General features: G+C 65.0%; 22 protein-coding genes and 1 tRNA gene. 8 read left to right on the top strand and 15 right to left on the bottom strand.

What is annotated here, in order from left to right; genetic code table 11:
• Position 1 precedes the first annotated feature (1 nt).
• The 3 genes from tolA to pal all read left to right on the top strand — a co-directional run bounded on the left by tolA (position 2) and on the right by pal (position 2,828).
• A complete protein-coding gene (gene tolA, locus RIB52_RS01295; protein ID WP_350172117.1) occupies positions 2–808 on the top strand; it encodes a cell envelope integrity protein TolA in 807 nt (268 codons plus the stop codon).
• Positions 805–2,229, top strand: a complete 1,425-nt coding sequence (gene tolB / locus RIB52_RS01290; protein WP_350172115.1) for a Tol-Pal system beta propeller repeat protein TolB — start codon at positions 805–807, stop codon at positions 2,227–2,229. The genes tolA and tolB overlap by 4 nt, the downstream gene beginning before the upstream one ends.
• Positions 2,230–2,297: 68 nt before the next feature.
• Positions 2,298–2,828, top strand: a complete 531-nt coding sequence (gene pal / locus RIB52_RS01285) for a peptidoglycan-associated lipoprotein Pal (RefSeq protein WP_350172113.1) — start codon at positions 2,298–2,300, stop codon at positions 2,826–2,828.
• Between the two features lie 56 nt (positions 2,829–2,884).
• On the opposite strand, the gene RIB52_RS01280 is transcribed toward pal, so the two are convergent.
• A complete protein-coding gene (locus RIB52_RS01280; protein WP_350172111.1) occupies positions 2,885–3,040 on the bottom strand; it encodes a hypothetical protein in 156 nt (51 codons plus the stop codon).
• Positions 3,041–3,244: 204 nt separating this feature from the next.
• Here RIB52_RS01280 and RIB52_RS01275 point away from each other — a divergent pair, with 204 nt between their 5' ends.
• Positions 3,245–3,778: a J domain-containing protein gene (locus RIB52_RS01275; RefSeq protein WP_350172109.1), complete on the top strand. Its 534-nt coding sequence runs from the start codon at positions 3,245–3,247 to the stop codon at positions 3,776–3,778.
• A 12-nt stretch (positions 3,779–3,790) separates the two neighbouring features.
• Here RIB52_RS01275 and RIB52_RS01270 read toward each other — a convergent pair whose 3' ends face one another.
• From RIB52_RS01270 to RIB52_RS01260, 3 genes are all read right to left on the bottom strand, one after another.
• Positions 3,791–4,630 carry an SDR family NAD(P)-dependent oxidoreductase gene (locus RIB52_RS01270; RefSeq protein WP_350172107.1) on the bottom strand — a complete coding sequence of 280 codons (840 nt, stop codon included), beginning with the start codon at positions 4,628–4,630 and terminating at the stop codon, positions 3,791–3,793.
• A complete protein-coding gene (locus RIB52_RS01265; RefSeq protein ID WP_350172105.1) occupies positions 4,623–5,942 on the bottom strand; it encodes a cystathionine gamma-synthase family protein in 1,320 nt (439 codons plus the stop codon). The genes RIB52_RS01270 and RIB52_RS01265 overlap by 8 nt, the downstream gene beginning before the upstream one ends.
• A gap of 160 nt (positions 5,943–6,102) precedes the next feature.
• Complete coding sequence (locus tag RIB52_RS01260; protein WP_350172103.1) at positions 6,103–7,560, bottom strand: SLC13 family permease; 1,458 nt, start codon at positions 7,558–7,560, stop codon at positions 6,103–6,105.
• A gap of 84 nt (positions 7,561–7,644) precedes the next feature.
• On the opposite strand from RIB52_RS01260, the gene RIB52_RS01255 reads away from it, so the two are divergent.
• Positions 7,645–8,100, top strand: coding sequence for a hypothetical protein (locus RIB52_RS01255; RefSeq protein ID WP_350172101.1), 456 nt, complete (start codon positions 7,645–7,647; stop codon positions 8,098–8,100).
• Positions 8,101–8,148: 48 nt separating this feature from the next.
• Here RIB52_RS01255 and RIB52_RS01250 read toward each other — a convergent pair whose 3' ends face one another.
• The 5 genes from RIB52_RS01250 to pdeM all read right to left on the bottom strand — a co-directional run bounded on the left by RIB52_RS01250 (position 8,149) and on the right by pdeM (position 12,654).
• Positions 8,149–8,487: a hypothetical protein gene (locus RIB52_RS01250; protein WP_350172099.1), complete on the bottom strand. Its 339-nt coding sequence runs from the start codon at positions 8,485–8,487 to the stop codon at positions 8,149–8,151.
• A gap of 92 nt (positions 8,488–8,579) precedes the next feature.
• Entirely contained in the window at positions 8,580–9,704 is a 1,125-nt protein-coding gene (locus RIB52_RS01245; protein WP_350172097.1) for a DUF547 domain-containing protein, read from the bottom strand.
• A gap of 97 nt (positions 9,705–9,801) precedes the next feature.
• Positions 9,802–10,944, bottom strand: a complete 1,143-nt coding sequence (locus RIB52_RS01240; RefSeq protein WP_350172095.1) for a DUF547 domain-containing protein — start codon at positions 10,942–10,944, stop codon at positions 9,802–9,804.
• Between the two features lie 389 nt (positions 10,945–11,333).
• A complete protein-coding gene (gene infC, locus RIB52_RS01235; protein WP_350172093.1) occupies positions 11,334–11,852 on the bottom strand; it encodes a translation initiation factor IF-3 in 519 nt (172 codons plus the stop codon).
• A 97-nt stretch (positions 11,853–11,949) separates the two neighbouring features.
• Positions 11,950–12,654, bottom strand: coding sequence for a ligase-associated DNA damage response endonuclease PdeM (gene pdeM, locus RIB52_RS01230; protein WP_350172091.1), 705 nt, complete (start codon positions 12,652–12,654; stop codon positions 11,950–11,952).
• A gap of 156 nt (positions 12,655–12,810) precedes the next feature.
• On the opposite strand from pdeM, the gene hemF reads away from it, so the two are divergent.
• On the top strand, positions 12,811–13,668 hold the full coding sequence (gene hemF / locus RIB52_RS01225) for an oxygen-dependent coproporphyrinogen oxidase (protein WP_350172089.1): 858 nt from the start codon (positions 12,811–12,813) through the stop codon (positions 13,666–13,668).
• Between the two features lie 51 nt (positions 13,669–13,719).
• Positions 13,720–15,810, top strand: coding sequence for a RelA/SpoT family protein (locus RIB52_RS01220; RefSeq protein WP_350172087.1), 2,091 nt, complete (start codon positions 13,720–13,722; stop codon positions 15,808–15,810).
• Position 15,811: 1 nt separating this feature from the next.
• Here RIB52_RS01220 and RIB52_RS01215 read toward each other — a convergent pair whose 3' ends face one another.
• From RIB52_RS01215 to RIB52_RS01205, 3 genes are all read right to left on the bottom strand, one after another.
• A complete protein-coding gene (locus tag RIB52_RS01215) occupies positions 15,812–16,330 on the bottom strand; it encodes a CBS domain-containing protein (protein WP_350172085.1) in 519 nt (172 codons plus the stop codon).
• Between the two features lie 223 nt (positions 16,331–16,553).
• Complete coding sequence (locus tag RIB52_RS01210; protein ID WP_350172083.1) at positions 16,554–16,868, bottom strand: DUF1905 domain-containing protein; 315 nt, start codon at positions 16,866–16,868, stop codon at positions 16,554–16,556.
• Complete coding sequence (locus RIB52_RS01205; protein ID WP_350172081.1) at positions 16,865–17,986, bottom strand: peptidylprolyl isomerase; 1,122 nt, start codon at positions 17,984–17,986, stop codon at positions 16,865–16,867. The genes RIB52_RS01210 and RIB52_RS01205 overlap by 4 nt, the downstream gene beginning before the upstream one ends.
• Before the next feature lie 232 nt (positions 17,987–18,218).
• On the opposite strand from RIB52_RS01205, the gene RIB52_RS01200 reads away from it, so the two are divergent.
• Positions 18,219–18,309 (top strand) — tRNA-Ser (locus tag RIB52_RS01200).
• 129 nt (positions 18,310–18,438) lie between these two features.
• Here the strand turns inward: RIB52_RS01200 and RIB52_RS01195 are convergent.
• The 3 genes from RIB52_RS01195 to RIB52_RS01185 all read right to left on the bottom strand — a co-directional run bounded on the left by RIB52_RS01195 (position 18,439) and on the right by RIB52_RS01185 (position 21,783).
• A complete protein-coding gene (locus tag RIB52_RS01195; RefSeq protein ID WP_350172079.1) occupies positions 18,439–20,583 on the bottom strand; it encodes a TonB-dependent receptor in 2,145 nt (714 codons plus the stop codon).
• 74 nt (positions 20,584–20,657) lie between these two features.
• Complete coding sequence (locus RIB52_RS01190) at positions 20,658–21,062, bottom strand: DUF2946 family protein (protein ID WP_350172077.1); 405 nt, start codon at positions 21,060–21,062, stop codon at positions 20,658–20,660.
• A gap of 226 nt (positions 21,063–21,288) precedes the next feature.
• Positions 21,289–21,783, bottom strand: a complete 495-nt coding sequence (locus RIB52_RS01185) for a hypothetical protein (protein ID WP_350172075.1) — start codon at positions 21,781–21,783, stop codon at positions 21,289–21,291.
• Positions 21,784–21,831: the final 48 nt, after the last annotated feature.

Raw genomic sequence — 21,831 nt, 5'->3', positions numbered from 1 at the left:
CATGGCAGAGACCGCGACATTCCGCAGCGAGGATCGCACCGGCCTGCTGGCCGCGATGGTCCTGCACGCGGGTTTGGTCGCGGTGCTGGCCTTGCAATGGGGCATGTCGCCGCCGCCTCCCGTCAATCAGCGCATGACGGTCAGCCTTGCGAGCGATGTCGGGCTCGAGGCGAGTGCGCCCGATCCCGTCTCCGAAAGCCGCGCGGCGATTGCGCCGACCCTGGCCGAAAGCCCGCTCCCGGAGGCCGAGGCCGCGCCGGTCGAGACATCGGCAGACATTCCCCCGCCGCCCCCCGCGCGCACCGCCACCCGCGAACCCGCGCCAAGCCGCGAGCGCAGCCGCCCGGATCGCCCGCGGACACGCGAGACGCCCCAGCAGGCAGCGCGCGAGGAACCGGCCGGCGGCAGCCGGATCGGCGAAAACTTTCTCGAAGGGTCGGGCTCCTCCACCAGGACCGACGAGACGCGCATCCCCGCCTCGAAGATCGGCGCGAGCGCCAAGGCGTCGATCATCCAGGCCATCGTGCGCCAGATCCGCCCGCACTGGACCGCTCCCAGCGGTGCCGATGCCGAATTGCTTGTGACCGAGCTCGCCTTCGACCTTAACGAGGATGGCAGTCTGAAGGGCCGTCCGCGTGTGCTGCGGCAGAGCGGGGTCAACGAGGCCAACCGACCGCAAAAGGCGCTTCACGCCGAACGCGCCATCCGCGCCGTGCAACTTGCCGCGCCCTTCGATCTCCCAGACGAATATTACAACGCCTGGAAGTCGATCCGGGGCGCGCGTTTCGATAGGAACCTCTCCCGATGACCCGAGCCCGAACCCCGATCCTGATCGCCGCAGCAGCCCTTGCCTGTTTCCCCGCCGCTGTCCTAGCTCAGACCACCGATCTCGGCGAACCACTTGGCGAAGGCGGCGAGGTCGAGACCACCGATACCGAGGCCTCCGGCGAGGATGCCGAGGGCGGGCTGACTTTCACCGTCACCGACGAAAGCGACTGGTCCGATATCGGCGTCGCCATCCCGGCCTTCGCCACCGATCGCAACCGGCCCACTCCGGCAAGCGCCGACGGGACCGAAGCCCTGGGCCGCGAAGTCGCGCGGGTCATTACGGCCAATCTGCGCAACAATGGGCTGTTCCAGCCGGTGGGCCCGGACAGCCTGCCGCAGCCCACTTTCCCGCAGATCACGTCGCCCGCCTGGGCCAACTGGTCGGGCCGGGGCGCGGATATGCTCGTTCACGGCTATGTCCGCGCACGGCAGGACGACAAGCTGGTGGTCGGATGCTATCTCTACGATGTCGCGCTCGAGGACGAACTGATCCGCGAAGGCTGGGTGGTGCGCCCGGCCGACTGGCGGCGCGCGGCGCACAAATGTTCGGATCTCATCTATGCCCGGCTGACCGGCGAGGATCCGTTCTTCGACAGCCGCATCGCCTATATCGCGGAAACCGGCCCCAAGGATAACCGGGTCAAGCGCCTCGCGGTGATGGACAGCGACGGGGCGAACCACCGCTTCATCACGCTGGGCAGCGCGACCGCGCTCACCCCGCGCTATTCGCCGGATTATTCGAAGATCCTCTATCTCTCCTATGTCGACGGAAACCCGCGCATCTACGTCTACGACATCGGCTCGGGGCGGCAGCAGCTCGTTACCGAGAACGCCAGTCCGACGCTCGCCCCGCGCTGGTCGCCCGATGGTCGCCACATCCTCTATTCGATGGCGGTCGCGGGCAATACCGACATCTACCGCGTGCCGGTAAGCGGTGGGCAGGCAGAACGCCTGACTACGGCGCCCGGGATCGATATCGCGGGGTCCTATTCGCCCGACGGTCGCCGGATCGTATTCGAAAGCGATCGTTCGGGCGCGCAGCAGTGCTACGTCATGGATGCCGACGGCACGAACCAGCGCCGGATCAGCTTTTTCGGCGGGCGCTGCGCCACGCCTGAATGGAGCCCGCGCGGCGACCAGATCGCCTTCACGCGCATCGCGGGCGATTTCAACGTCGCCGTGATGACTCCTGCGGGCGGGAACATGCGCGTGCTGACGCGTGGCTGGCAGGACGAAGCCCCGACCTGGGCCCCCAATGGCCGCATCATCCAATTCTTCCGAACTGCGAAAAATTCCGGCCGTTCATCGCTGTGGCAGGTCGACCTGACCGGTCGCAATGAAAGGAGGCTGCCGACGCCGGTGGATGCCTCGGATCCGGCCTGGGGCCCGATTCGTCCCTGACACCGTTTTTCGTGTAAGACCATCCGGGCCCTGTTCGACGATTCCCGGCCAAAAAGGAGAGCACAAGAATGACAATCTCCCTGCCGCGCTGCGCTGCCGCCGCGCTCGTTTCGACTTCCCTCGCTTTGGGTGCCTGTTCGCGCGAAGCGCCCGAGGAACTGCCGCCCGCCCCGGCGACCACACCGCAGGCACCGGCGACCACTCCTCCGCCCGCAAGGCCGAGCGGACCGAGCGTCGGCACGCAGGAACATTTCGCCGATGCGGTCGGCTCCTCGACGACGATCTATTTCGACACCGATCGTTACAACATCGACAGTCAGGATGCCTCTGCGCTGCAGGCGCAGGCGCAGTATTTTTCGCGCTATCCGCAGGTGAATTTCACCGTCGAGGGCCATGCCGACGAGCGCGGCACGCGTGAATACAACCTTGCCCTGGGCGAACGGCGCGCCAATGCGGCGAAAAACTACCTCGTCAGCCTCGGTGTCTCGCCCGATCGCATCCGCACGGTCAGCTATGGCAAGGAGCGGCCGGTCGCACTCGCATCCACGCCCGAGGCATGGGCGCGAAATCGCCGCGCGGCGAGCGTCGTTATCGATTGACGCGAATGATGGAATGATGGTGGTGCCCGTCCCGCATGCGGGACGGGACGCTCGGTTCAGACCGGGAGCACGACGCCTTCATCAGCGTGCGTGAGCGTGAGCGTGTCGTGCGCGGGCGTCGGGGCCTGCTCGATGGACCCGGCGGCCAGGCACAGGCACGCCATGGCGAGCACCGAGGCGATGCTGGAAAAGGCGAGTTGCTGGCTCATCATCTTGGTCCTTCCTGCGGCCCTTTGCGGGTTCCTTGACGGCATTGCCACGGTGCGGTTTCCACGCCGGTCTTCCGCAATGCAACATTTCATATAGCAACTGGTTCCCCGATTTACCATGCTTTGCATATCCGCCCAGCTTCCCTAGACTGGCGGGCCTATGCCATCGACCAACGTCATCACCCGCCGGATGCCGGACGAGCTCGCATGAGCCGCGCGCGCCGCTCGAACGATTGGGGCTTCCCGAGGTGGCGCGGCTACGATGCCTCGCGCGAGGCGACGACGGTGCGCCTGTGCGACCGGCACGGCTGCGAGGAAAAAGGCGATTGCCCCGCGCCCAAGGCACCGAACAGCCCGGAACGCTGGTATTTCTGCCAGCGCCATGCGGCGGAATACAATTCCAAATGGGACTATTTCGAGGGGCTCGAGAAAGCCGAGAAAGAAGCCCGCGCCAAGGCGGAACGGGCCGAAAGCGCCGGCTATGCCGAAAGCGCCCATTATGGCTGGGCGGGCTCGGGCGACGGTTCGAGAAGCGCCGATGAAATGCGCGCACTCGAATTGCTGGGACTCGAAGCCGATGCCGAATTCGAGACGATCAAGAAAGCCTATCGCCAGCGCGCCAAGCAGGTCCATCCCGACGTGAAGCCGGGCGATGAAGAGGCCGCGCGGGAATTCCAGGCGCTCCAGGTCGCCTACGAGGTCCTGCGCGCGGGCGAGGAGAGGCGCACCTGGCGCGGCTAGGGCGACGCTCGATCAGTCCTCTTTCGGACCGGCAAAGCCCTTGCCTGCGGAATCGATTTCCGGATTCGGGTTGTCGTTCCACCAGGCCACATCCCTCCACGGGCGCACATCGATCTCGTGGCTCCAGCAGCCGCGTGGCTGCTGCGCGAGGTGCCAATACGTCTCGGCCAGAACCGCCGGGTCGATCAGCCCCTCGGGCCCCTTGCGCTGTTTGAACGCCTCGTACTTGTCGCCCAGCAGCTTGCCGAGCGTGTCGGGCGCGTCCACCGCGCCGTCGACTACGACATGCGCGACATGCACGCCCTGCGGGGCGAATTCGGCATGGAGCGTCTGGCACAGCATGCGCCGCCCGCCCATCGCGGCGGCGTGGCTGTGCTGCCCGGCATTGCCGCGCATCGCCGCGGTCGCCGAGGTGACGAGCAGCGTACCGTGCCGTCCGCCGCGCTTTGCTCTTTCTACGATCGAGGGGAAGGCCGCGTGGGCGAGCCGGAACAGGCCGAAACAGGCAAGCCGCCAGCCCAGTTCGAACGTGCGGTGCGGCGTGTCTGCGAGGCTGCGGTTCCCGATCTGCGCACCGAGATTGTAGAGCATCACCTCGACGGGTCCGATGTCGCGTTCGATATGCTCGACGAGGTCCTCGATCGCCCCGTCCTCGGTCGCATTCACCAGCATGCCCGTGGCGCTGCCGCCTGCATCCTCGATCGCGTCGACGAGCCGGTCGAGCCCCTCCCTGTCGGAGCGGCGGACGAGCACTGCGTGATACCCGCCTGCGGCAAAACGTTTCGCCGCCTGCCCGCCGATCCCGGCCCCGGCTCCGATGACGAGGAAAACGGGCTTTCTCGGATCAGACATGGTCCAGCGCCTGTTCGAAATCGGCAATGAGGTCGTCCGCGTCCTCGATCCCGATGCTGATCCGCACGAGGCTGTCGGTGATGCCGAGCTGCTGGCGGCGACCATGCGGGACCGACAGGTGGGTCATGCTCGCGGGGTGGCTCGCCAGCGTCTCCGTGCCTCCGAGGCTGACGGCCAGCTTGGCGATGGTGAGATTGTCGAGAAAGCGGAAACATTCCTCTTCCCCGCCTTCGAGGAAGAGCGAAAAGGTCGAGCCCGCGCCAAGGCAGTGGCGGTCGTAGATGTCCTTCTGGCGCGCATCCTCGATCATGCCGAGATAGCCGAGGCCTGCGACCTTGGGGTGCTGTTTGAGGAAGGCGCAGACCCTGGCCGCGTTCTCGCCCGCGCGCTGCATCCTGAGTTCGACCGTCTCGAGGCTGCGCAACAGCATCCAGGCGGTGTTCGGATCGACAATCCCGCCCATCGTGTTCCTGAGCGCGCGGACAGGGTCCATCCACTTTTTCGCCCCCGCGATGGAGCCGGCGACGAGGTCGGAATGGCCGCCGACATACTTGGTCAGCGAATAGGCGACGATGTCGGCCCCGTGATCGAGCGGGCGCTGCCACAATGGGCCGAGAAAGGTGTTGTCGATCGCAATGGGCGTTTCGGACGCATCGAGCGCGGCATCGCGCGCCGCCTTAACCGATTCAATATCGACGAGAGCATTGGTCGGGTTGCCTGGGCTTTCGAGATAGACCAGCGCGACCTTCCCACCCTGTTCGTCGGCCCGGGCCTTGGCGTGCGCCATGATCGCGTCCAGTTCCTCGCGGCTCGCGCCGGCGGGAAAGTCGACATAGGTGACACCGAAGCGGCTCAGCACCTTCGCGACAAAGCCCTCGGACGCGGCATAGAGCGGGCCGGAATGGACGATCACGTCGTTCTGGTTCGCATAGGCCATCATCAGGATGCAGATCGCCGTCATGCCGCTGGAAAAGGTGAGTGCGTCCTCGGCCCCGTCCCACACGGCGAGGCGATCCTCGAGGATTTCCTGGTTCGGCCCGTTGAAGCGCGAATAGACGAGGCCTTCCGCCCCGCCTTCGCGCATGCCGGTAATGCCCTCGAAATGGCGCTTGCCCGCAGCCGCGCTCTCGAAAGCGAAGGTCGAGGTGAGGAAGATCGGGGCCTTGAGCGAGCCTTCGGACAGGGCGGGGTCGTAACCAAGCCCCATCATCAGGGTTGAGGGCTTCATCTCCCGCCCGGCTATCGCGGTGTTTTCCGGCTTCGGCTTGCGGCGCGGGGTCGGGGTGTCGTGTGCGTCGATGGCGTCCGGCATCTGCGGCATCCTTCCTTGTATCATGCTCCCAGGAAGGCAGGAGCTGTCACGCGCGCGAGGCCCGGGGCGCCCGTTCCTAACCTCCGCAGGAACGCATCTCCCTTGCGCGGGACTCGCTGCCTCGAATTATCGCGGCGGGTCTGGGCGCGCAAGGCATCGGCTAGACCAGCGCGGCCACTGCCCACACCCCCGCGACGATCAGCACCACGCCGACGAGATCGAGCACCAGCCCCGCACCGACCATGCGTTCGATCCGGATGCGCCCGGTGCTCCAGGCGATTGCGTTGGGGCCCGTCCCGGCCGGCAGCATGAAGCCCCAGCTGGACGCGAGCGCGGCGGGCATGGCGAGCAGGATCGGGTCCGCGCCGAGCGCAACCGTCAGCGCGGCGACGACCGGGATGATCGCGCTGGCGGTTGCGACATTGCTGGCGAATTCGGTGACGACGATGATCATCGCGACGATGGCCAGCGCGACCATCGGGAGCGGCCAGCCGCCCAGCGGGAGGAGCGCCTGTCCGAGCCATTCGGCAAGGCCGGACCGTTGCATACCTCCGGCGAGCGCCAGGCCGCCGCCGAACATCAGGATCATACCCCAGGGAGCGCGATCCGCTTCGCGCCAGACCAGCAGCGGCCGCCCGGTTCCGTCGGGCAGGAGGAACAGCGCAAAGCTCGCGATGATGGCGATCGTGCCGTCGCCCCACGAAGCATCGGGCAGGTAGGGTGTCACCAGCGGACGTGTCATCCAGGCGAGGAAGGTGAGCGCGACGATTGCCGTCAGCCTGACCTCGGGCGTGCTCCAGTCGGGCTTGCAGGCAATCGCCGCGCGCGCTGCGACGACATCGAAGGGATGCTCCGCAACGCGCTGGAACCGGGCGATGATCCACGCCGCGAGCGGAACGCCGAGGATAACGATGGGAAGGCCGTAAAGCGTCCACTGAGCGAAGCTGATGCGCATCCCGATGCCGGTGTCGAGCAGGCCGATAGCGATGGCATTGGTGGGCGAGCCGACGATCGTGCCCAGCCCGCCGATCGAGGAGGCAAACGCGATACCCATGGGCAGCGCGCCGGAAAGACCGTCCTTTTCAGGCGCTGCGTCGCCTTCGGCCCGGCCGGCAGGAGTGCTCTTTCCCGTATCGGAAAGCGCCTCTCCCCCCGCCAGCACGGCCAGCGCCATCGGCGTCATGATGAGAGTCGTCGAGGTGTTCGAAATCAGCATCGACAGCAGGGCTGCTGCGATCATGAAGGCCAGCAGGAGCTGCGTCTTGCCCCCACCGGCCCCGACCAGTTGCAGGATCGCGAGGCTGAGGCGCTTGTGCAATCCGGTGCGCTCTATGCAAAGCGCGATGAAGGCACCGCCCAGCAGCAGGAACAGGATCGGTGAATAATAGGTGCTGGCCGTTTCGGCGGCGGTCGACACACCGCCGAAAGGCAGGACGACAAAGGGAAGCAACGCCGTAACCGTGAGCGGGACGGCCTCGGTCATCCACCAGCTTGCCATCCACACGACGAGCCCGGCGACAAGCCACGCTTCGCCGGGCATTGCGGCAGGGGGCTGTGTCACCACGGTCAATGCGAAGGCGAGCGGGCCCAGGAACAGTCCGATCCGCTTTGCGTCCATGGCCGTTGCGTTCCCCTGCCATACCCCTCAAGCGCGATGGCGATGCTTGCCAATGGCGCCCTGCTCGCTCACTAATCGCGGAGCATGGACGCAAGGGCAAGCCTGCTGGCCGGGGCGAAGGCCGCCGCAATGGGCGCGCTGGTGGGAACCGGCCTGCCGACGCTGGTGGCGATTGCCGCTGCGACGGGCACCATAGGCGATGATCCGGGCAGGGCTCTCATGGTCATCGTCATGCCTTTCGGGACCGGATTGCTTGCGGCGGGCACGGGGCTGGCGGTGTTCGGCTGGCCGCTCACTGCCTGGCTGCACCGCACCGGTCGTGAGACCCGGCGCGCCTATGTCGTCCCCGGTGTCATCCTCGGCACCCTGTCGGTCGCCACTGTGTCTCACGCCTTTTTCGGCGAGTTCCCGGCCATGAGTGCGCTACTTGGAGTCTTCGGCGCGCTAACTGGCGGGGCGACGGCCCATTTCTGGTGGAAATTCGCGCGCAGGCAACGCGCGATGGTTCACGCGCCGAGCCTTGATGCGATCTTCGAATAGGGACGCGTCGCACGGGGCGCGGTGACGCCCGCCGCTTTGCGAACGGCCCTAACGGACCGCGTTCTTGTTCGGATCGTCGCCCGGTAGATCGATGTTCGAAAAATAGATTCGGTAAGTCGGCTCCCCCTTGCGCCGCATGTTCGCCAGCTTGTTCTCCCGCTCGCGCATGAGCAGGGCAATCGCGATACCCAGGCGGTGCGAGCCTGTGGGCAGATCGCGCCCGGACCCGCCGGGCACAGAGGAGGCGAACAGATAGCTCGCCGGACGTGAGCCACCGGCCATGTCGGCGATTTCGTGTTCCCGGATCATCGCTTCGGTGCGGGTCGTCCCGGCGAGGATGCGCTCAAGATCCTCCTCGGCATAAGTGGCGAGATGAGCGCGCACCAAGTCACCCGACGGCGGCGCTTGGTTATTGAGCGGCGACTTGCGAAAGACGCCGCGGAAGATCGCGAAACGCGCAGCGCAGAGTCCTATCTCGCCTATTCCACTTCGCCCTTGTTCTCGGGATCTCCGGGAAGGTCGATATTGCTGAAGAAGACGCGGCCTTCGGGCGGGAGCTCGCGCCTGACATATTCGAGCTTGCGCTGGCGCAGGGCGAGCAGGCGGGCAGCGCCTGGATCAAGCCTCCCGTTGGCAAAGAACGCATTGTTCCGCCTGCCGCCGGCGAGATCGGCGATGTCGCGTTCGTGCAGGCTCGGTTTCAGTCGTTCGGTCTCCTGCAGCATCTCGGCGACCTTGCCTTGCGCATATTTCTCGAGATGCTCGCGCAGGTCCGCGTCGAAATCGGGGAAGAAGAAGCGTGCGATTTCGGCGTAATACTCGGAGACATGCAGGGTGCCTCCGCGCTTTTCCGTCCCGCGCCGCGAATTGACGAATTCCTCCGCCGCGCGCTCCAGCTGCAGGGCAACATCGCGCCCCTCGAAGGCGGTGCGTTGCATGGCCGGGCCGCCGATCTCGCCGCGCCAGAAACCGTAAAAGACTTCCGGGCTTTTCCAGTTTGCGAAGACGATATTCTCGCGGATCTCGCGCGGGGAAAGGGCCACGCCCTCGACGGTGATGAAGCGCGCCTCGTCGAGCGGAGCGTCGTCCAGCTCGATCTCACGCGGCTGGCGCTCGGGCCAGTTCGCCGCGATCATCTCGACCATCGCGACATTGTGCAGGTTGAGCCAGTAGGCAAGCTGTTCATTGCGTGGGAGCGACTGGATGTCGAGTTCGTCGGCGACTGCCTCGAGGTCGCGACGATATTGCGCGATGTTCGCGATAATCTCGCGATCCATCAGGGAAAATCCGACCATCGCCCCGTCAAGGCGGTAGATCGAATTGTGCCCGATCCGCATCCGTGTGCCCAGCGGAGCGGAGTCGGGAAGGGGCATCTTGCGAAGCGGCGGACCCATGTCGACCACGAAGGCATCGAGCGCTTCGGTCCATACCGCGTAATCGATACGGTGCCGGCGACGGTCGGCCCTCGGGACGAAGGTGTCGTAGCGGCCCGGATCGTCCGGATCGGCAGCGGAGGGACTTGCGGGAGGCTCGGCACGGGCCCCCGCGCATGGCACGGCGACGGCGGCAAGGAGTGCAAGGGGCCATGCAAGGTAGTCTGCCATCGCGCCGACGATAGCGATGCCGGGCCGCGAGGCAAAGTTTTACTACCCTTATCCCGCGCTTGGAAAAGCGCCCTGCTGAGCGGTGCCCGCGCGGGCGTTATTCGACCTCGCCATCGTTCTCATCCCCGTTGGGAAGCCTGAGATTGCTGAACGTGACCGTGCCGGTGCGCCCTTCGCGGATGATCTTCTCGAACTTGCGTTCGCGCTGGGCGAGAAGCCGCGCCATGCTTTGCGGGATGCGCGAACTCACCTGGTCGCCCTGCGCGTTCTGGATGTTCTGATAGGTCGGCTCGCGCACTCCGCCGGCGAGATCAGCGATGTCCCATTCGCGGATCGACGCCTCGAGCTTGTCTGTTTCATCGAGAATGGCGACGACCTTGGGCTGCGCATATTCGCGCAGGTGCGCGCGCAGGTCGCGCTCGAAATCGGAAAAGTAGAAGGGCGCGGCCTCGCGGTAGAGTTCGGACACTTCCAGCGTGTCGCCCGCCTTTTCCGTACCGCGCAGCGAATTGACGAATTCGCGCGCGCTTTTTTCGAGCAGGCGCGCGACGTTCTCGGCGTTGAAGGCCTCGCGCTGGATCGACGGGCCGCCGATCTCGCCGCGCCAGAAGCCGTAGATCACCTTGGGATCGCGCCAGTTGGGATAGACGATGTTCTCGCGGATGTCGCGCGGGGAGAGGGCGATGCCCTCGACCGTGATGAACTTAGCCTCGTCGAGCTTGACGCCGTCCACTTCCATCTCGCGCGGCTGGCGCACGGGCCATTGCTTCGCGATCTGTTCGGTCACCGCGACATTGTGCAGGTTGATCCAGTAGGCGAGCTGTTCGTTGCGCGACAGCTTCTGGATGTCGACCTTGTCCGCCGTCGCCTCGAGGTCGCGGCGATATTCGGTGAAGCTGTCGATGACTTCGTCGTCGAGGAAGCTGAACATCAGCCTGCTGCCTTCGAGCCGATAGCGCGAGACATGGCCGTACTGGCGGCGTGTGCCGAAGCTCGGGTCGGGGCGGCCCGCGCCTTCGCGCAAGGACGGGCCCATCGAGACGACGAGGTTCTTCATCGCCTCGGTCCAGATCGAATAGTCGATGCCGTCCTTGTTCGGATCATCCTTGGGCACGAAGGTGCGATACTGCGGATCGACCGCGAGCGGCTCCTGCGCGCCAAGCGGTGTGCCGAGCGCGGCGGCGGCGAGCGCGACAAGCGCGGTGAGGGCGTGCGGGGCGGGGAGGGGGAATCTCGTCACGTCTGCCTGTCCTTCATGTCTTGCGGTCCTTCATGCCGGGCCGCTTCGGTCGCTTGCGCCCCGCAAAGAGGAGCGCCTTGCACTGGTAATCGGGGCGCGCCTGACGGCGGGGACTCGCAGGCGCGCCGGGCGGAACGCGGGACTGGAGTTTCCCGCGAACGCCCTTGCAGTCCGTATACCCCGGAAAAGCTTACGGATGTTCCCGGCCATCGGTTTCATTGTGTGCTTTGTCGAGGCGGCCACGCCGTTCGTCGACGACGAACGGCGTGAGGCGACGGCATGCGTCCACCGCACCTATGTTCTTTATTTGTTCCACGTGGAGCAAGCGCACGCAAGCCTTCCGGCCCGGCAGGTGCCGAGCCGGGAGGCTTGCGGGAATCGCGCGGGACCTATTTCGGTGCCAGCACCATGAGCATCTGGCGGCCTTCGAGGCGGGGGAAGGCTTCGACCTTGGCGATTTCCTCGACATCGGTCTGGACCCGCTTGAGCAGGTCCATGCCGAGATGCTGGTGCGCCATCTCGCGCCCACGAAAGCGCAGCGTGACCTTCACCTTGTCGCCGTTCTCGATGAACTTGTTCACGTTCTTCATCTTCACGTCATAATCATGCGTGTCGATGTTCGGACGCATCTTCACTTCCTTGATGTCCTGCGTCTTCTGCGTCTTGCGCGCCGCATTGGCCTTTTTCTGGGCTTCGTAGCGGTATTTGCCGACATCGAGGAACTTGCACACCGGCGGGTCCGCATTGGGGGACACTTCGACGAGGTTCAGGCCTTTCTCCTGGGCCTGCTCGACAGCTTCGCGGGTGTACATGACTCCGAGATTCTCGCCCTCGTCATCGATGACGCGGACCTTGGGAACCTGGATGAATTGATCGTAGCGAGGGCCGCTTTTGACGGGCGGGGCCATCGAACGCCGGGGTGGACGGGCTATGTGAGAATCTCCTGTTGCTGATGTTCCAAGGGCATAATGTAGGCGGAATTGCGGCGAAACGCCAGATGGAGTCTCAGGCCGCCTCGCGCCAGAGCGGAAAGCGGACCAGCCGATCCTTCGCGGTCATCACGGCGTCGATCTCCCGCGCGGGGCTCAAGGCGGCAAGGATTTCAGGCGCGCCTGCATCCATCCCGCCCGTATATGTCCCGAAGGCCGGCAGGATCATGCGCTCGGCGCTCGCCGACCGGCTTACCACACCGCAGGCGCGGGCAATGTGCCGTTCGCGCACTTTCATCCGCATCTTGGGGTGGAAATGGCCGGACAACTCCGCCCGGCTCTCGCCTGGCCGCGCTTCGTGCCTGAGAACGATGCCGTCGATTTCCAGCTCCTCGGCAAGCTGCGCCCCGAAAGCGCGGTGCTGGCCCGCATCGTGATTGCCCGTGATCCAGACCCAGTCGAGCGCCCGAGTAAGCGATTCGAGCATTCCGGCGCAGTAGGAATCGAGCCTTTGTGTGCCCGAATCGTCATGGAAATTGTCGCCCAGCGTGATCACCCGCCGCGCACCCGTGGCCTTCACTGCATCGGCCAGCCGCTCAAGCGTCTCGCGGCTGTCATAGGGCGGCAGCAGCGCGCCGTGGCGGGCATGCCAGCTGCCCTTTTCGAGATGCAGGTCCGCGACCAGCAGCGCGCGCTCGCGCGGCCAGTAGAGCGCGCCGCTCTTCGTGAGGGCGAATTCCTCTCCGGCAAGTTCGAAAGGGGCGAACGAAACGGGAACCATGTCGCCCCTCTGGCGCGGCTGGCGCGTAAAGGCAAGGCCCCGGCCGGGCGACGTGTGCTAAGTCCACCGAATTGGCCTGCCGGCCTGTCAAAGCCGATTGACAGGCCGGGTGTGCATCGTGATTGTCCGCGCCGAGCAGAGAGACGGGGATCACGGATGAGCGAATGGGCTGCCCACACGGCGCGGGCGAAGGAATGGTTCGAGGCACTGCGCGATTCGATCTGCGCGGAATTCGAGGCGATCGAGCGCGAGGCGGGATCCGACGCATCTTTCCATTACACGCCGTGGGACCGCGAGGAAGAGGGCAATGATGACCCCGGCGGCGGCGTTCAGGGCCTGATGAAGGGCCGCGTGTTCGAGAAGGTCGGGGTCAATGTCTCGACCGTGCGCGGCAGTTTCTCCAAGGAATTCGCAGGCCAGGTGAACGGCGCGAGCGCCGAGGCGCCGGGCTTCACCGCCACCGGCATCAGCCTGGTCGCGCACATGACGAACCCGCACGTTCCCGCAGTCCACATGAACACGCGTTTCCTGACGACGGCAAAGGCATGGTTCGGCGGCGGGGCGGATCTCAACCCGCCGATCCCTTACGCAGAGGACACCGAGGATTTCCACGCGGCCATGCGCGCTGCCTGCGCCGCTCACAACCCGACCTATTACGAACGCTACAAGAAGTGGGCGGACGATTATTTCTACATTCCCCACCGTGAAACACATCGCGGTGTCGGCGGCATTTTCTACGACCATCTCGAATGCACCTATGACGCAAGCTTCGAGCGCAATTTCGCCTTCACGCAGGATGTCGGCAAGGCCTTCCTCGATATTTTCCCGAAGCTGGTGAGGAAGCGCATGGGGCAGGACTTCGACGCCGCCGACGAGGCGCGCCAGCTCGAATACCGGGGCCGCTATGCCGAATTCAACCTGGTCTATGACCGCGGCACGATCTTCGGGCTCAAGACCGGCGGCAATGTCGATGCCATCCTGATGAGCCTGCCGCCCAGAGCCACCTGGAGCTGATGCCCCCTTAGCGCTTGCCGAGAGCGCCTGCGCGGCACATATTCGCAAGCGATGTTGCGCCAGTACGAACTCGTCGAAAGGGTCAAGACCTACGATCCCGACGCCGATGAGGCGGCGCTCAATCGTGCCTATGTCTATACCGTGCAGAAGCACGGCACCCAGAAGCGCGCCAGCGGCGATCCCTATTTCAGCCACCCGGTCGAAGTCGCCGGGCTGATGACCGACCTCCAGCTCGACCAGGAAACGATCATCACCGCCCTGCTCCACGACACGGTCGAGGACACGCTGGCGACGATCGACGACATCGAGGCGCATTTCGGGCCCGAAGTGGCGCGGCTGGTCGATGGCGTCACCAAGCTGTCCAAGATCGAGGCCATGCCCGAAAACGAGCGGGCGGCGGAGAACCTGCGCAAGTTCCTACTCGCCATGAGCGAGGACATCCGCGTCCTGCTGGTCAAGCTCGCCGACCGGCTGCACAACATGCGCACGCTCCATTTCATCAAGAAGCCGGAGAAGCGCCAGCGCATCGCGCGCGAGACGATGGATATCTATGCCCCCCTGGCCGAGCGCGTGGGCATGTACGAATATATGCGCGAGATGCAGGCGCTCGCCTTTCGCGAGCTCGAGCCCGAGGCCTATACGACGATCACCAAGAGGCTCGAACAGCTGCGCAGCCAGGACGGCGGGCAGGTCGATGCGATCGCTCTCAAGATCAAGCAGGCGCTGGCCGAGGCGGGCCTGAAGGTCGAGGTCATGGGGCGCGAGAAACATCCCTATTCGATCTGGACCAAGATGAGCGAGCGGCACGTCTCCTTCGAGCAGGTGACCGACATCATGGCCTTTCGCGTCATCACCGAAAGCGAAGCGGACTGCTACCGCGCTCTGGGCGTGCTGCATACGACGTGGCAATTTTTGCCCGGGCGGTTCAAGGATTACATCTCAACGCCCAAGACCAACGGCTATCGCAGCTTGCACACCTCGCTCATGTACGAGGATTCGATGCGGGTCGAAGTCCAGATTCGCACCCGCGAGATGCATCGGCGCAACGAATTCGGCCTGGCCGCGCACTGGGCCTACAAGCAGCACGACCGTGCCGACGGTCAGGTGGGCTGGCTGCGCGACCTGATCGAGATCGTCGATGCAAGCCACGATGCCGAAGAACTGCTCGAACACACGCGCATGGCGATCTACCAGGACCGGATTTTCGCCTTCACACCCAAGGGCGCGCTGTTCCAGCTGCCCAAGGGCGCGACCTCGGTCGATTTCGCTTTCGCGGTGCACACCGATCTCGGACTTGCCACGGTCGGCGCGAAGATCAACGGACGGCACATGCCGCTGCGCACGCCGCTCGACAACGGGGACGTGGTGGAAATCATAAAGGGTTCGAATGCCGAGCCGCAACTGTCATGGCTCGGCTTCGTCGTCACCGGCAAGGCGCGCGCTGCGATCCGGCGGCAGGTGCGGCTCAAGGAACGCGCCGAAGTCGCCTCGATCGGGGAAAAGCTGTTCGACGAGATCGCCTCCCGCGTGCCGGCGCGCATCGGCAAGAAGGCGATCAAGGCCGCGCTCGAACGGCTCGAGATGGAAGAGCCCGAGGACCTCATGTTTGCCATCGGTGCGGCCAAGCTGACAGACCGCGAGGTGATGGAGGCGCTCGTCCCGGGCTGCACTGCCGATCTTGAGGAAGACGAGGAGTGGCCGAGCCGGGAAAAGGTGATCTCGATCCGCGGGCTCACGCCCGGTGTGGCCTTCGAACTCGCGACCTGCTGCCACCCCGTGCCCGGCGACCGCATCGTGGGTATCAGGCGCAAGGGCGAACCCGTGCTGGTCCATGCGATCGACTGCCTCGATCTGGCGAACGGGGTCGATACCGACTGGCTCGATCTCAGCTGGGGCAAGCGTTCGCAGGGAGCGGTCGGCCGGCTCGGCGTGACGCTCTACGACCGACCGGGCACGCTTGCCGAAATGGCGGGAATCTTCGCCCAGAACAAGGCGAACGTGACCAGCCTGGACCAGACACAGCTCGATCATCCCTTCACGAGCTACAAGATCGATGCCGAAGTTCAGGACCTTGCCCACTTGACCCGCATCCTTTCGGCGCTACGCGCAAGCGATGCCGTGGCACAGGCCGAGCGGATTTAGGCTATCCGACGAAGGCGAGCACGATCAGCACGACCGCCACGGCATAGACCAGTCCGCCGAAGACGATCATCAGCGGGTTGAATGCGGGCGTCAGCGTCGCCTGCGCCATCTGCGAGAACTGGGTGAGGAGCTGCGGCCAGGTATAGCTAACGAAGTCTCCCTGGCTCATGACCGCGACGAGCCGGTTATCCTCGTCCACCACCGGCAGGCGGCGAAAGCGTTCGTTCGACATCACCTGCAACCAGTCGAGCACGTTGTCGTCCTTGTGCGCCATGCGCACCTCGGTGGTCATCACTTCGCTCACCGGAGTCGTCTTTGGGTCGCGGCTTGCCCCGATCACGCGGCGGAAGATGTCGCGTTCGGTCATCACGCCGAGCACGCGCCGATCGCCGTCGGTGACGATGACCGAGCCGAAATTCTTTTCCGCCATCTGGGTGACAGCATCATAGACCATCGTCTCGGGCGTCACGGTGAGCGGCGGGGCCTTGCTGGCGAATTCCTTGCGGTCGGCGATTTTCATGTCAGCATATCCTCATGCAGCCAGGCATAGCGGCGGTGGCCGGACGCATCGCGGGTCAGGTCGAGCGCGCCGCGACGGCGGAAGAAACGCGCGAAGGGCCCGGCCGAAGCGGCCCGCGGATTGCGCGCGCGAAAGTGGTCTGGGCGGGGCTGCGGGGACGTTCCCGCGCGATCTGCTTGGTCCGTCATACATAGGTTAATGAGGGACTTGGGCCTGCGTTCCCTCAAAAGGTGAGGGTGACGTGGGCGGGGTCGCCGGGCGCGAGGTCTTCGGCGCGGATGACTGTGCGCGAGACCAGCAGTATCCACTCGGCCTTGCCCTTTTGCGGAAAGATAGAGGTGCGCCATTCGCTCGCCCCGATCCGCGCCGTCACCTTGAGCGATCCGAAGCCGCGCGCCCGGCCTGTTTCGAGCCGTTCCATCATCGCCCGCGCGGCCAGTTCCTCGGCCTGGGCGCCGGTGAATGTGACGAGGTGATAAGTGCCCCGCTCGCCCTCCCAGCGCGTCAGGGGAAGGGTCGCGGCGAGGCTATCGCTCACTCGTCGTCCGCGTATTCGAACGCGCGCACCGGCACGGGAATGTTGCAGATATCCGCGCCGCCTGCCGGCACGATGAAGAACGGGTCGCGCCGATTGGCGCGCGCTTCGGCATAGTGGGCGAAGGTATCGCTCTCGGTCGAGAGATATTCGTAGAGCGGCCGTTCCTCCTCGGGCAGGTCGCTGGCGATACGGATCGAGAGGATCGGCGTGCGCTTGTCCCGCTCCTCGGCGCTGTAGAAGCCGAGCGCGCCCGACCCGCGCGGCAGGCTGGAGAGGTACTCCATCCCCCCGATCACCCGCCCGACAAGCGCGATGTTGCGATCGAGATGGCGCGGCGCGTGGCCGATCACGGTGTAGAGCTCCGCGCCAGAGCCCGTGTCGGGCGACAGATTCCGCCCGACGCCGACCATGCCGTAGCAGTGGACGGGCCAGGCCATCGGCTTCCCGTTGCCGACGCTCTGCCGATTGGGGTCGAGCGCGAACGGCCAGCCCGCGAACCACGAATGCATAGCGGCATAGGGATCGGCGAGAAACGCATCGGCTTTCTGCTCCTCGCTGGGATTGGAGGAGCGGGACCCGTCGCTCTCGATCCCGTCATGTGCCATTCTCTCGCTCAGCCTGCGGCGAAGATTGCTTTCGAGCGCCTCCTGCACCCGCTGTGGAAGGCTGGTGATATAGGCGCTTTCATCCATTACCCGCAGCCCATCCGGCAGCGGCTTTGCCTTACCGTCGGCTTCCGGATTGTCGTAATTCGGATCGCCCCATTGGACGACGTAATTGTCTTGCACCCGGTTGACGCTTGTCCCGTCGTACCAGCGCTCGCGCGCGAGCAGGCGGATATTGCCGGTCCAGCCCTGGCTGAAGGGTGGCGGCATCAGCTGGATCACGACCTTGCGCGCGTTCCCCTCGGCGTCCGGCGCGAGCGTCATCACCAGCAGGTCCTCGGGCGGGATCACCACCCAGTCCTCCTGCGGCGCGGCGTTGACGATGTCGGCGGGGCCGGGCTGGGGCTTTGTCTGCGCTACCACTGCGCTGCTCGCGCGCACAGGCGCATCCTGCGCGGAAAGCGGGAGAGGGAGGGCGAAAGCCGCAGCGGCTGCGAAAACGACATATCTCATGGGCAGGGATGTGCCACAGGCCGCGCGCAATCAAAAACCCCTTTCCACGCGTTTTCGGGGGCGGAAAGGGGTTTTCGAGGCGGCGTTCGCAGGGAATGCCATTCCGCGCAGCGCCATCCTGAGCAATGCGTTTACCACAAACGCGCTGCGCTTCCCATCGCCCGCGCACTCAGAGCGCCTTGCGAACCGCGCGGTTCATGGCTAGGAGCCGCGCCTTGCCCCATGGCAGCGCGGAGCAGTGGCCGAGTGGTCGAAGGCGCACGCCTGGAAAGTGTGTATACGGCAACCCCGTATCGAGGGTTCGAATCCCTCCTGCTCCGCCACCTACCTCTGCACTTGTCGCTGCTTTCAGGGACCGCGCCGAAGGCCGCGCAACAGGCGACGTTGCGCGGCTCAATCGGTAACAGGCGTATCATTGCCGACGTTTCTTGGGCCCTTTCGGGGGCGCCTCCTCAGAAGCGCCCCGTCAATCGCGCCCAGACACCGCGGCCCGGGCCGGGCAGCCTTTCGAACATCGGCACATCGGAAGCCCCGAAGCGGTTGCGGCCCGCGAGATGCGGCTGATAGAACTCATCGAACAGGTTCTCGACCCCCGCCTCCAGCGCAAGACCATCGGCGAAGCCGTATCGTGCGAAGAGGCCAACGACTGCAAAGGATTCGCTCGGTGCCTCGCCGTTGAAAGCCGAAACCTTGTTCTGGCTGGCGGCCGCGAACAATTCGGCGCCGAAAGAAAAGTCATCGCCTCGATAGGCAGCCGACAAGCGAAGATTGGCGGGCGGTATGCGATACAGGTTGTCGTCCGCATCGCGTCGCTTGCCCCTTACGAAGCTGGCCGTTCCGTTCACTTCGATCCGGTCCATGGGCCTGAGCGCGAAATCCAGGTCGACCCCGAAGAGCTCCGCATCCACATTGCCGAAGCGAAGCGGTGTGGGATCGCCGTTCATCGAGGCGATCATCTCTACAGGGCTGTCGATCACTCCGATGCTATCGTCGAAGGGCACGCCCTGGATGAAGTCGTCGACACGGCGGTAGAAAGCCGTCGGACGCAGCGAAAAACCGCCCGTGTCGAGATCGAATCCGATTTCGGCGATCCAGGCGGTTTCCGGCTCGAGATCGAGATTGCCCACATAGATATTGCCGTCCGCAAGGCCGAAGCTCGCCTCGGTCGGTAGCCAGCCGAACCTCTCCAGGAGGCTTGCCACGCGCTCTTTCCTGGCAAGCGTCAGGCGCGGCGTGATGTCGCCGAGCGGAAGCCATGTTCGAACAACTGCGTCCACGGTCGTTTGCCGCGTCTCGCGATCGGCGGCTGCGAAAGCAGCGGCGAGCCCGCGCGGACCCATCGGCACGGCCGCTCCCACTTGCGGTGCGCCGGCCGATTGGTTCGTGCTGTCCACCCGCGCGCCAAGCTCGAACTCGGCCTTGCCGGCCGCGCCGCGCCACTGGGCGAACGCTCCGATCCGCTCCGCCTGGACGTTGGGCTGCGATTCCAGAAAGAACGCAGGGTTGAACGGATTGGTGATGGTGACGAACTTGTCGGTCAATTCGGTATCCGCTCCGAACTGGAAATAGGAGTCCGTCTCGCCGAAACGCACGGCGAGTTCCGCGGTGCTCGTGTCGGCATCCGCGAATGTCGCCCGCGCGCGATTCGGCGGGGCCACGGGATCGCGAGTGGTCTGGTTGTCCATCAGGTGACGTATGGCGACATGGCCCAGCCTGAGTGTGAGCTGCACGTCTTGCGCAATCTCCCCGCGATAGCCGCCCTGGACGAAGTCGGTGTCGAAGAACACGATATCGAGAAAGAAAGGCGGGTTGCCGGTCGGGTCGGTTTCGCTGCGCCTGTATTCGAGGAATAGCTCACCCGAACCGGTCTGAAAGCCGGCATGGGCGCCGTAGAGATTGCGCTCGAAAGACGTGCCGACGGCCGTGCCTCCGGGAAAGTCGTAATCCTCGCCTTCCTCGCGGCTGGCGATGACGCCAATGCGCCATTTCTCGTTCGACAGGCCGGCCATGCCGCCAAGGGCGTAGCTGTTGTCTACGCTGCGATACTGGCTGGTGAAACGCAGGTCGGTCGACCAGTCGGGGCCATCGGCGAAATCCGTCTCGAAGAGTTGAGCATTGACAGCCCCTGCAAGCGAAGGGCCTTGGGAGACCGGAGCGACGCCGCGGGCAACGTCTATCCTCTCGACAAGCACGGAAGGCGCGTAGTGAAACGGCGGGTCCATCGCGTTCGGCCCGCCCGTTGCGAAGCGCTGACCGTTGACCCGTCCCAGGACGCGTTGCCCGGCCAGACCTCTGTATGACAACTGGCCCGACAACGCGCCGTTGCCGAAGAACGCACCGCCGGGAACGCGGGCGGCAATCGCGGTGGCATCCGCCGGAAGAGCGATCTGCTCGGGCATGGCGAGTTCGTCCGCACTGATCCGTTCCGCGCGATCCGGTCGCACGGCGCTGACCACGATTGTATCGGTCAGGATCGGATCGACCTGCGTCTTGCCGGGCTTGTCTTGCTCGGAGCGATCTTGCGCCAGGGCGGCGTGGAAGGGGGCGAGTGAAATGGAGGCGAGCAGGAGCGCTCTGCCAAGAGTGTTGAAAGCCATTGGATGTATCCGAATTGCGCATGAGCGGTCGAACGCTGGCTGATGACCAGCGTCCGGGTCTGAAAGGAAAGATTTCAGATGCTCACGGGGGGCGCGCGCAGGGGAGGCCGCAATCTCAACAGCCGCCGTTCGGCACTGGCGGTGTGCAGCGGGCGCTGCGGCGCTTCATGAAGGCGAGCCGGTTCGCCCCATGGTTGATCATCTTGTGCCAGGCCCTGGGCGCCAAATCCGGCAAACGCGCAATCACTGCCGGACGTGCCGGTGGACGGATCGTCGTCGGCGGGATCCATGTGATGGCCCATGGCTGCATGAGCCTGACGGTGTTCCTGGCTTTGGCTATCCGCGACAATCCGCGCGAGCGGGTTGGTTTCGGGACAGGCCGTGATCTCGAAGACATCCGTCGGGGATGGCGAAACCATATAGCCGCGCGGGACGAGGATGCTGGCGAGCAGCACAACCACCATGACCGCAAAGGTCACGGGGCTGCGTCTGGAGGCAAATTTCGGCACGCATAACATCCAAGGACAGCGCTTAATTCACAGCCAAGCGTTTGTCACCCGGGATGCCGATTACATGCGGTTGATCATTGTCCCCTTGCAACCGGGATGACGCCGTCTGCCAAGTCACGCCGCCGGTTTGGATGCGGCGCGGGCGAAAGGAAGGGGATCGATACGTCACCGCATGCTTGCCGACGGCGTCCACGGCTCAATCGGGGTCGAGAACGAAACGGAAAGACGAGTGGCAGGCGTTACAGGTTCTCAACGCCTCCAGCCGGGTCGCCTTATACGCATCGAGATCGCCGTTCGACAAATCTTTCTCCATCGCCGCGAATGATGCCCTCGTGGCGCTGCTCATTGCACGGAAGGTTTCGGGGAGTCGGTCTCGGAAGCCTTGCGGAGCCTGATTTTTTCCGGGCCCATGCGCCCCTGCTATACGGGCCATCGTCTCGGTATCCATTTCCCGCTCGGCAGCCTCGAGACGTTCGACCGCTTCGAGGAAACCGCGCATCTGTGCGAGTGCGAATTGCATCTGTTCGGCATTCATCGGCACGGCTTCGCGCGGATCGTTGGAGGCTGACTGGCTTTGGGAGTCTGGCGAGCGCTCCTTGGCAGGCTCCGCAGGGCTCCAGGCGATATATGACAGGACGGCAAGCGTGATCGCCAGCAGCCCGACAAGAAGGTTGGAGTGTGTTTTGCTCATCGGCCCCTTCTGATTTCAAACTGCTATCTGCGCGCCCCCGGGCCCACC

Source organism: Erythrobacter sp., from assembly GCF_040217515.1.
GTDB lineage: Bacteria > Pseudomonadota > Alphaproteobacteria > Sphingomonadales > Sphingomonadaceae > Erythrobacter.
The sequence above is the reverse complement of the archived record's forward strand: the minus strand, read 5'-3'. Positions and strand labels throughout refer to the sequence as shown.

Bases quoted from the DNA above. Each gene is read 5' to 3' on its own strand.
- RIB52_RS01280 (WP_350172111.1), bottom strand. From the start codon at position 3,040: ATGATGAGCCAGCAACTCGCCTTTTCCAGCATCGCCTCGGTGCTCGCC.
- hemF (WP_350172089.1), top strand. From the start codon at position 12,811: ATGAGCGAATGGGCTGCCCACACGGCGCGGGCGAAGGAATGGTTCGAG.
- RIB52_RS01205 (WP_350172081.1), bottom strand. From the start codon at position 17,986: ATGAGATATGTCGTTTTCGCAGCCGCTGCGGCTTTCGCCCTCCCTCTC.
- RIB52_RS01195 (WP_350172079.1), bottom strand. From the start codon at position 20,583: ATGGCTTTCAACACTCTTGGCAGAGCGCTCCTGCTCGCCTCCATTTCA.
- RIB52_RS01220 (WP_350172087.1), top strand. From the start codon at position 13,720: ATGTTGCGCCAGTACGAACTCGTCGAAAGGGTCAAGACCTACGATCCC.
- RIB52_RS01185 (WP_350172075.1), bottom strand. From the start codon at position 21,783: ATGAGCAAAACACACTCCAACCTTCTTGTCGGGCTGCTGGCGATCACG.
- pdeM (WP_350172091.1), bottom strand. From the start codon at position 12,654: ATGGTTCCCGTTTCGTTCGCCCCTTTCGAACTTGCCGGAGAGGAATTC.
- RIB52_RS01275 (WP_350172109.1), top strand. From the start codon at position 3,245: ATGAGCCGCGCGCGCCGCTCGAACGATTGGGGCTTCCCGAGGTGGCGC.
- tolB (WP_350172115.1), top strand. From the start codon at position 805: ATGACCCGAGCCCGAACCCCGATCCTGATCGCCGCAGCAGCCCTTGCC.
- RIB52_RS01270 (WP_350172107.1), bottom strand. From the start codon at position 4,630: ATGTCTGATCCGAGAAAGCCCGTTTTCCTCGTCATCGGAGCCGGGGCC.
- RIB52_RS01260 (WP_350172103.1), bottom strand. From the start codon at position 7,560: ATGGACGCAAAGCGGATCGGACTGTTCCTGGGCCCGCTCGCCTTCGCA.
- RIB52_RS01215 (WP_350172085.1), bottom strand. From the start codon at position 16,330: ATGAAAATCGCCGACCGCAAGGAATTCGCCAGCAAGGCCCCGCCGCTC.
- infC (WP_350172093.1), bottom strand. From the start codon at position 11,852: ATGGCCCCGCCCGTCAAAAGCGGCCCTCGCTACGATCAATTCATCCAG.
- pal (WP_350172113.1), top strand. From the start codon at position 2,298: ATGACAATCTCCCTGCCGCGCTGCGCTGCCGCCGCGCTCGTTTCGACT.
- tolA (WP_350172117.1), top strand. From the start codon at position 2: ATGGCAGAGACCGCGACATTCCGCAGCGAGGATCGCACCGGCCTGCTG.
- RIB52_RS01245 (WP_350172097.1), bottom strand. From the start codon at position 9,704: ATGGCAGACTACCTTGCATGGCCCCTTGCACTCCTTGCCGCCGTCGCC.
- RIB52_RS01255 (WP_350172101.1), top strand. From the start codon at position 7,645: ATGGACGCAAGGGCAAGCCTGCTGGCCGGGGCGAAGGCCGCCGCAATG.
- RIB52_RS01265 (WP_350172105.1), bottom strand. From the start codon at position 5,942: ATGCCGGACGCCATCGACGCACACGACACCCCGACCCCGCGCCGCAAG.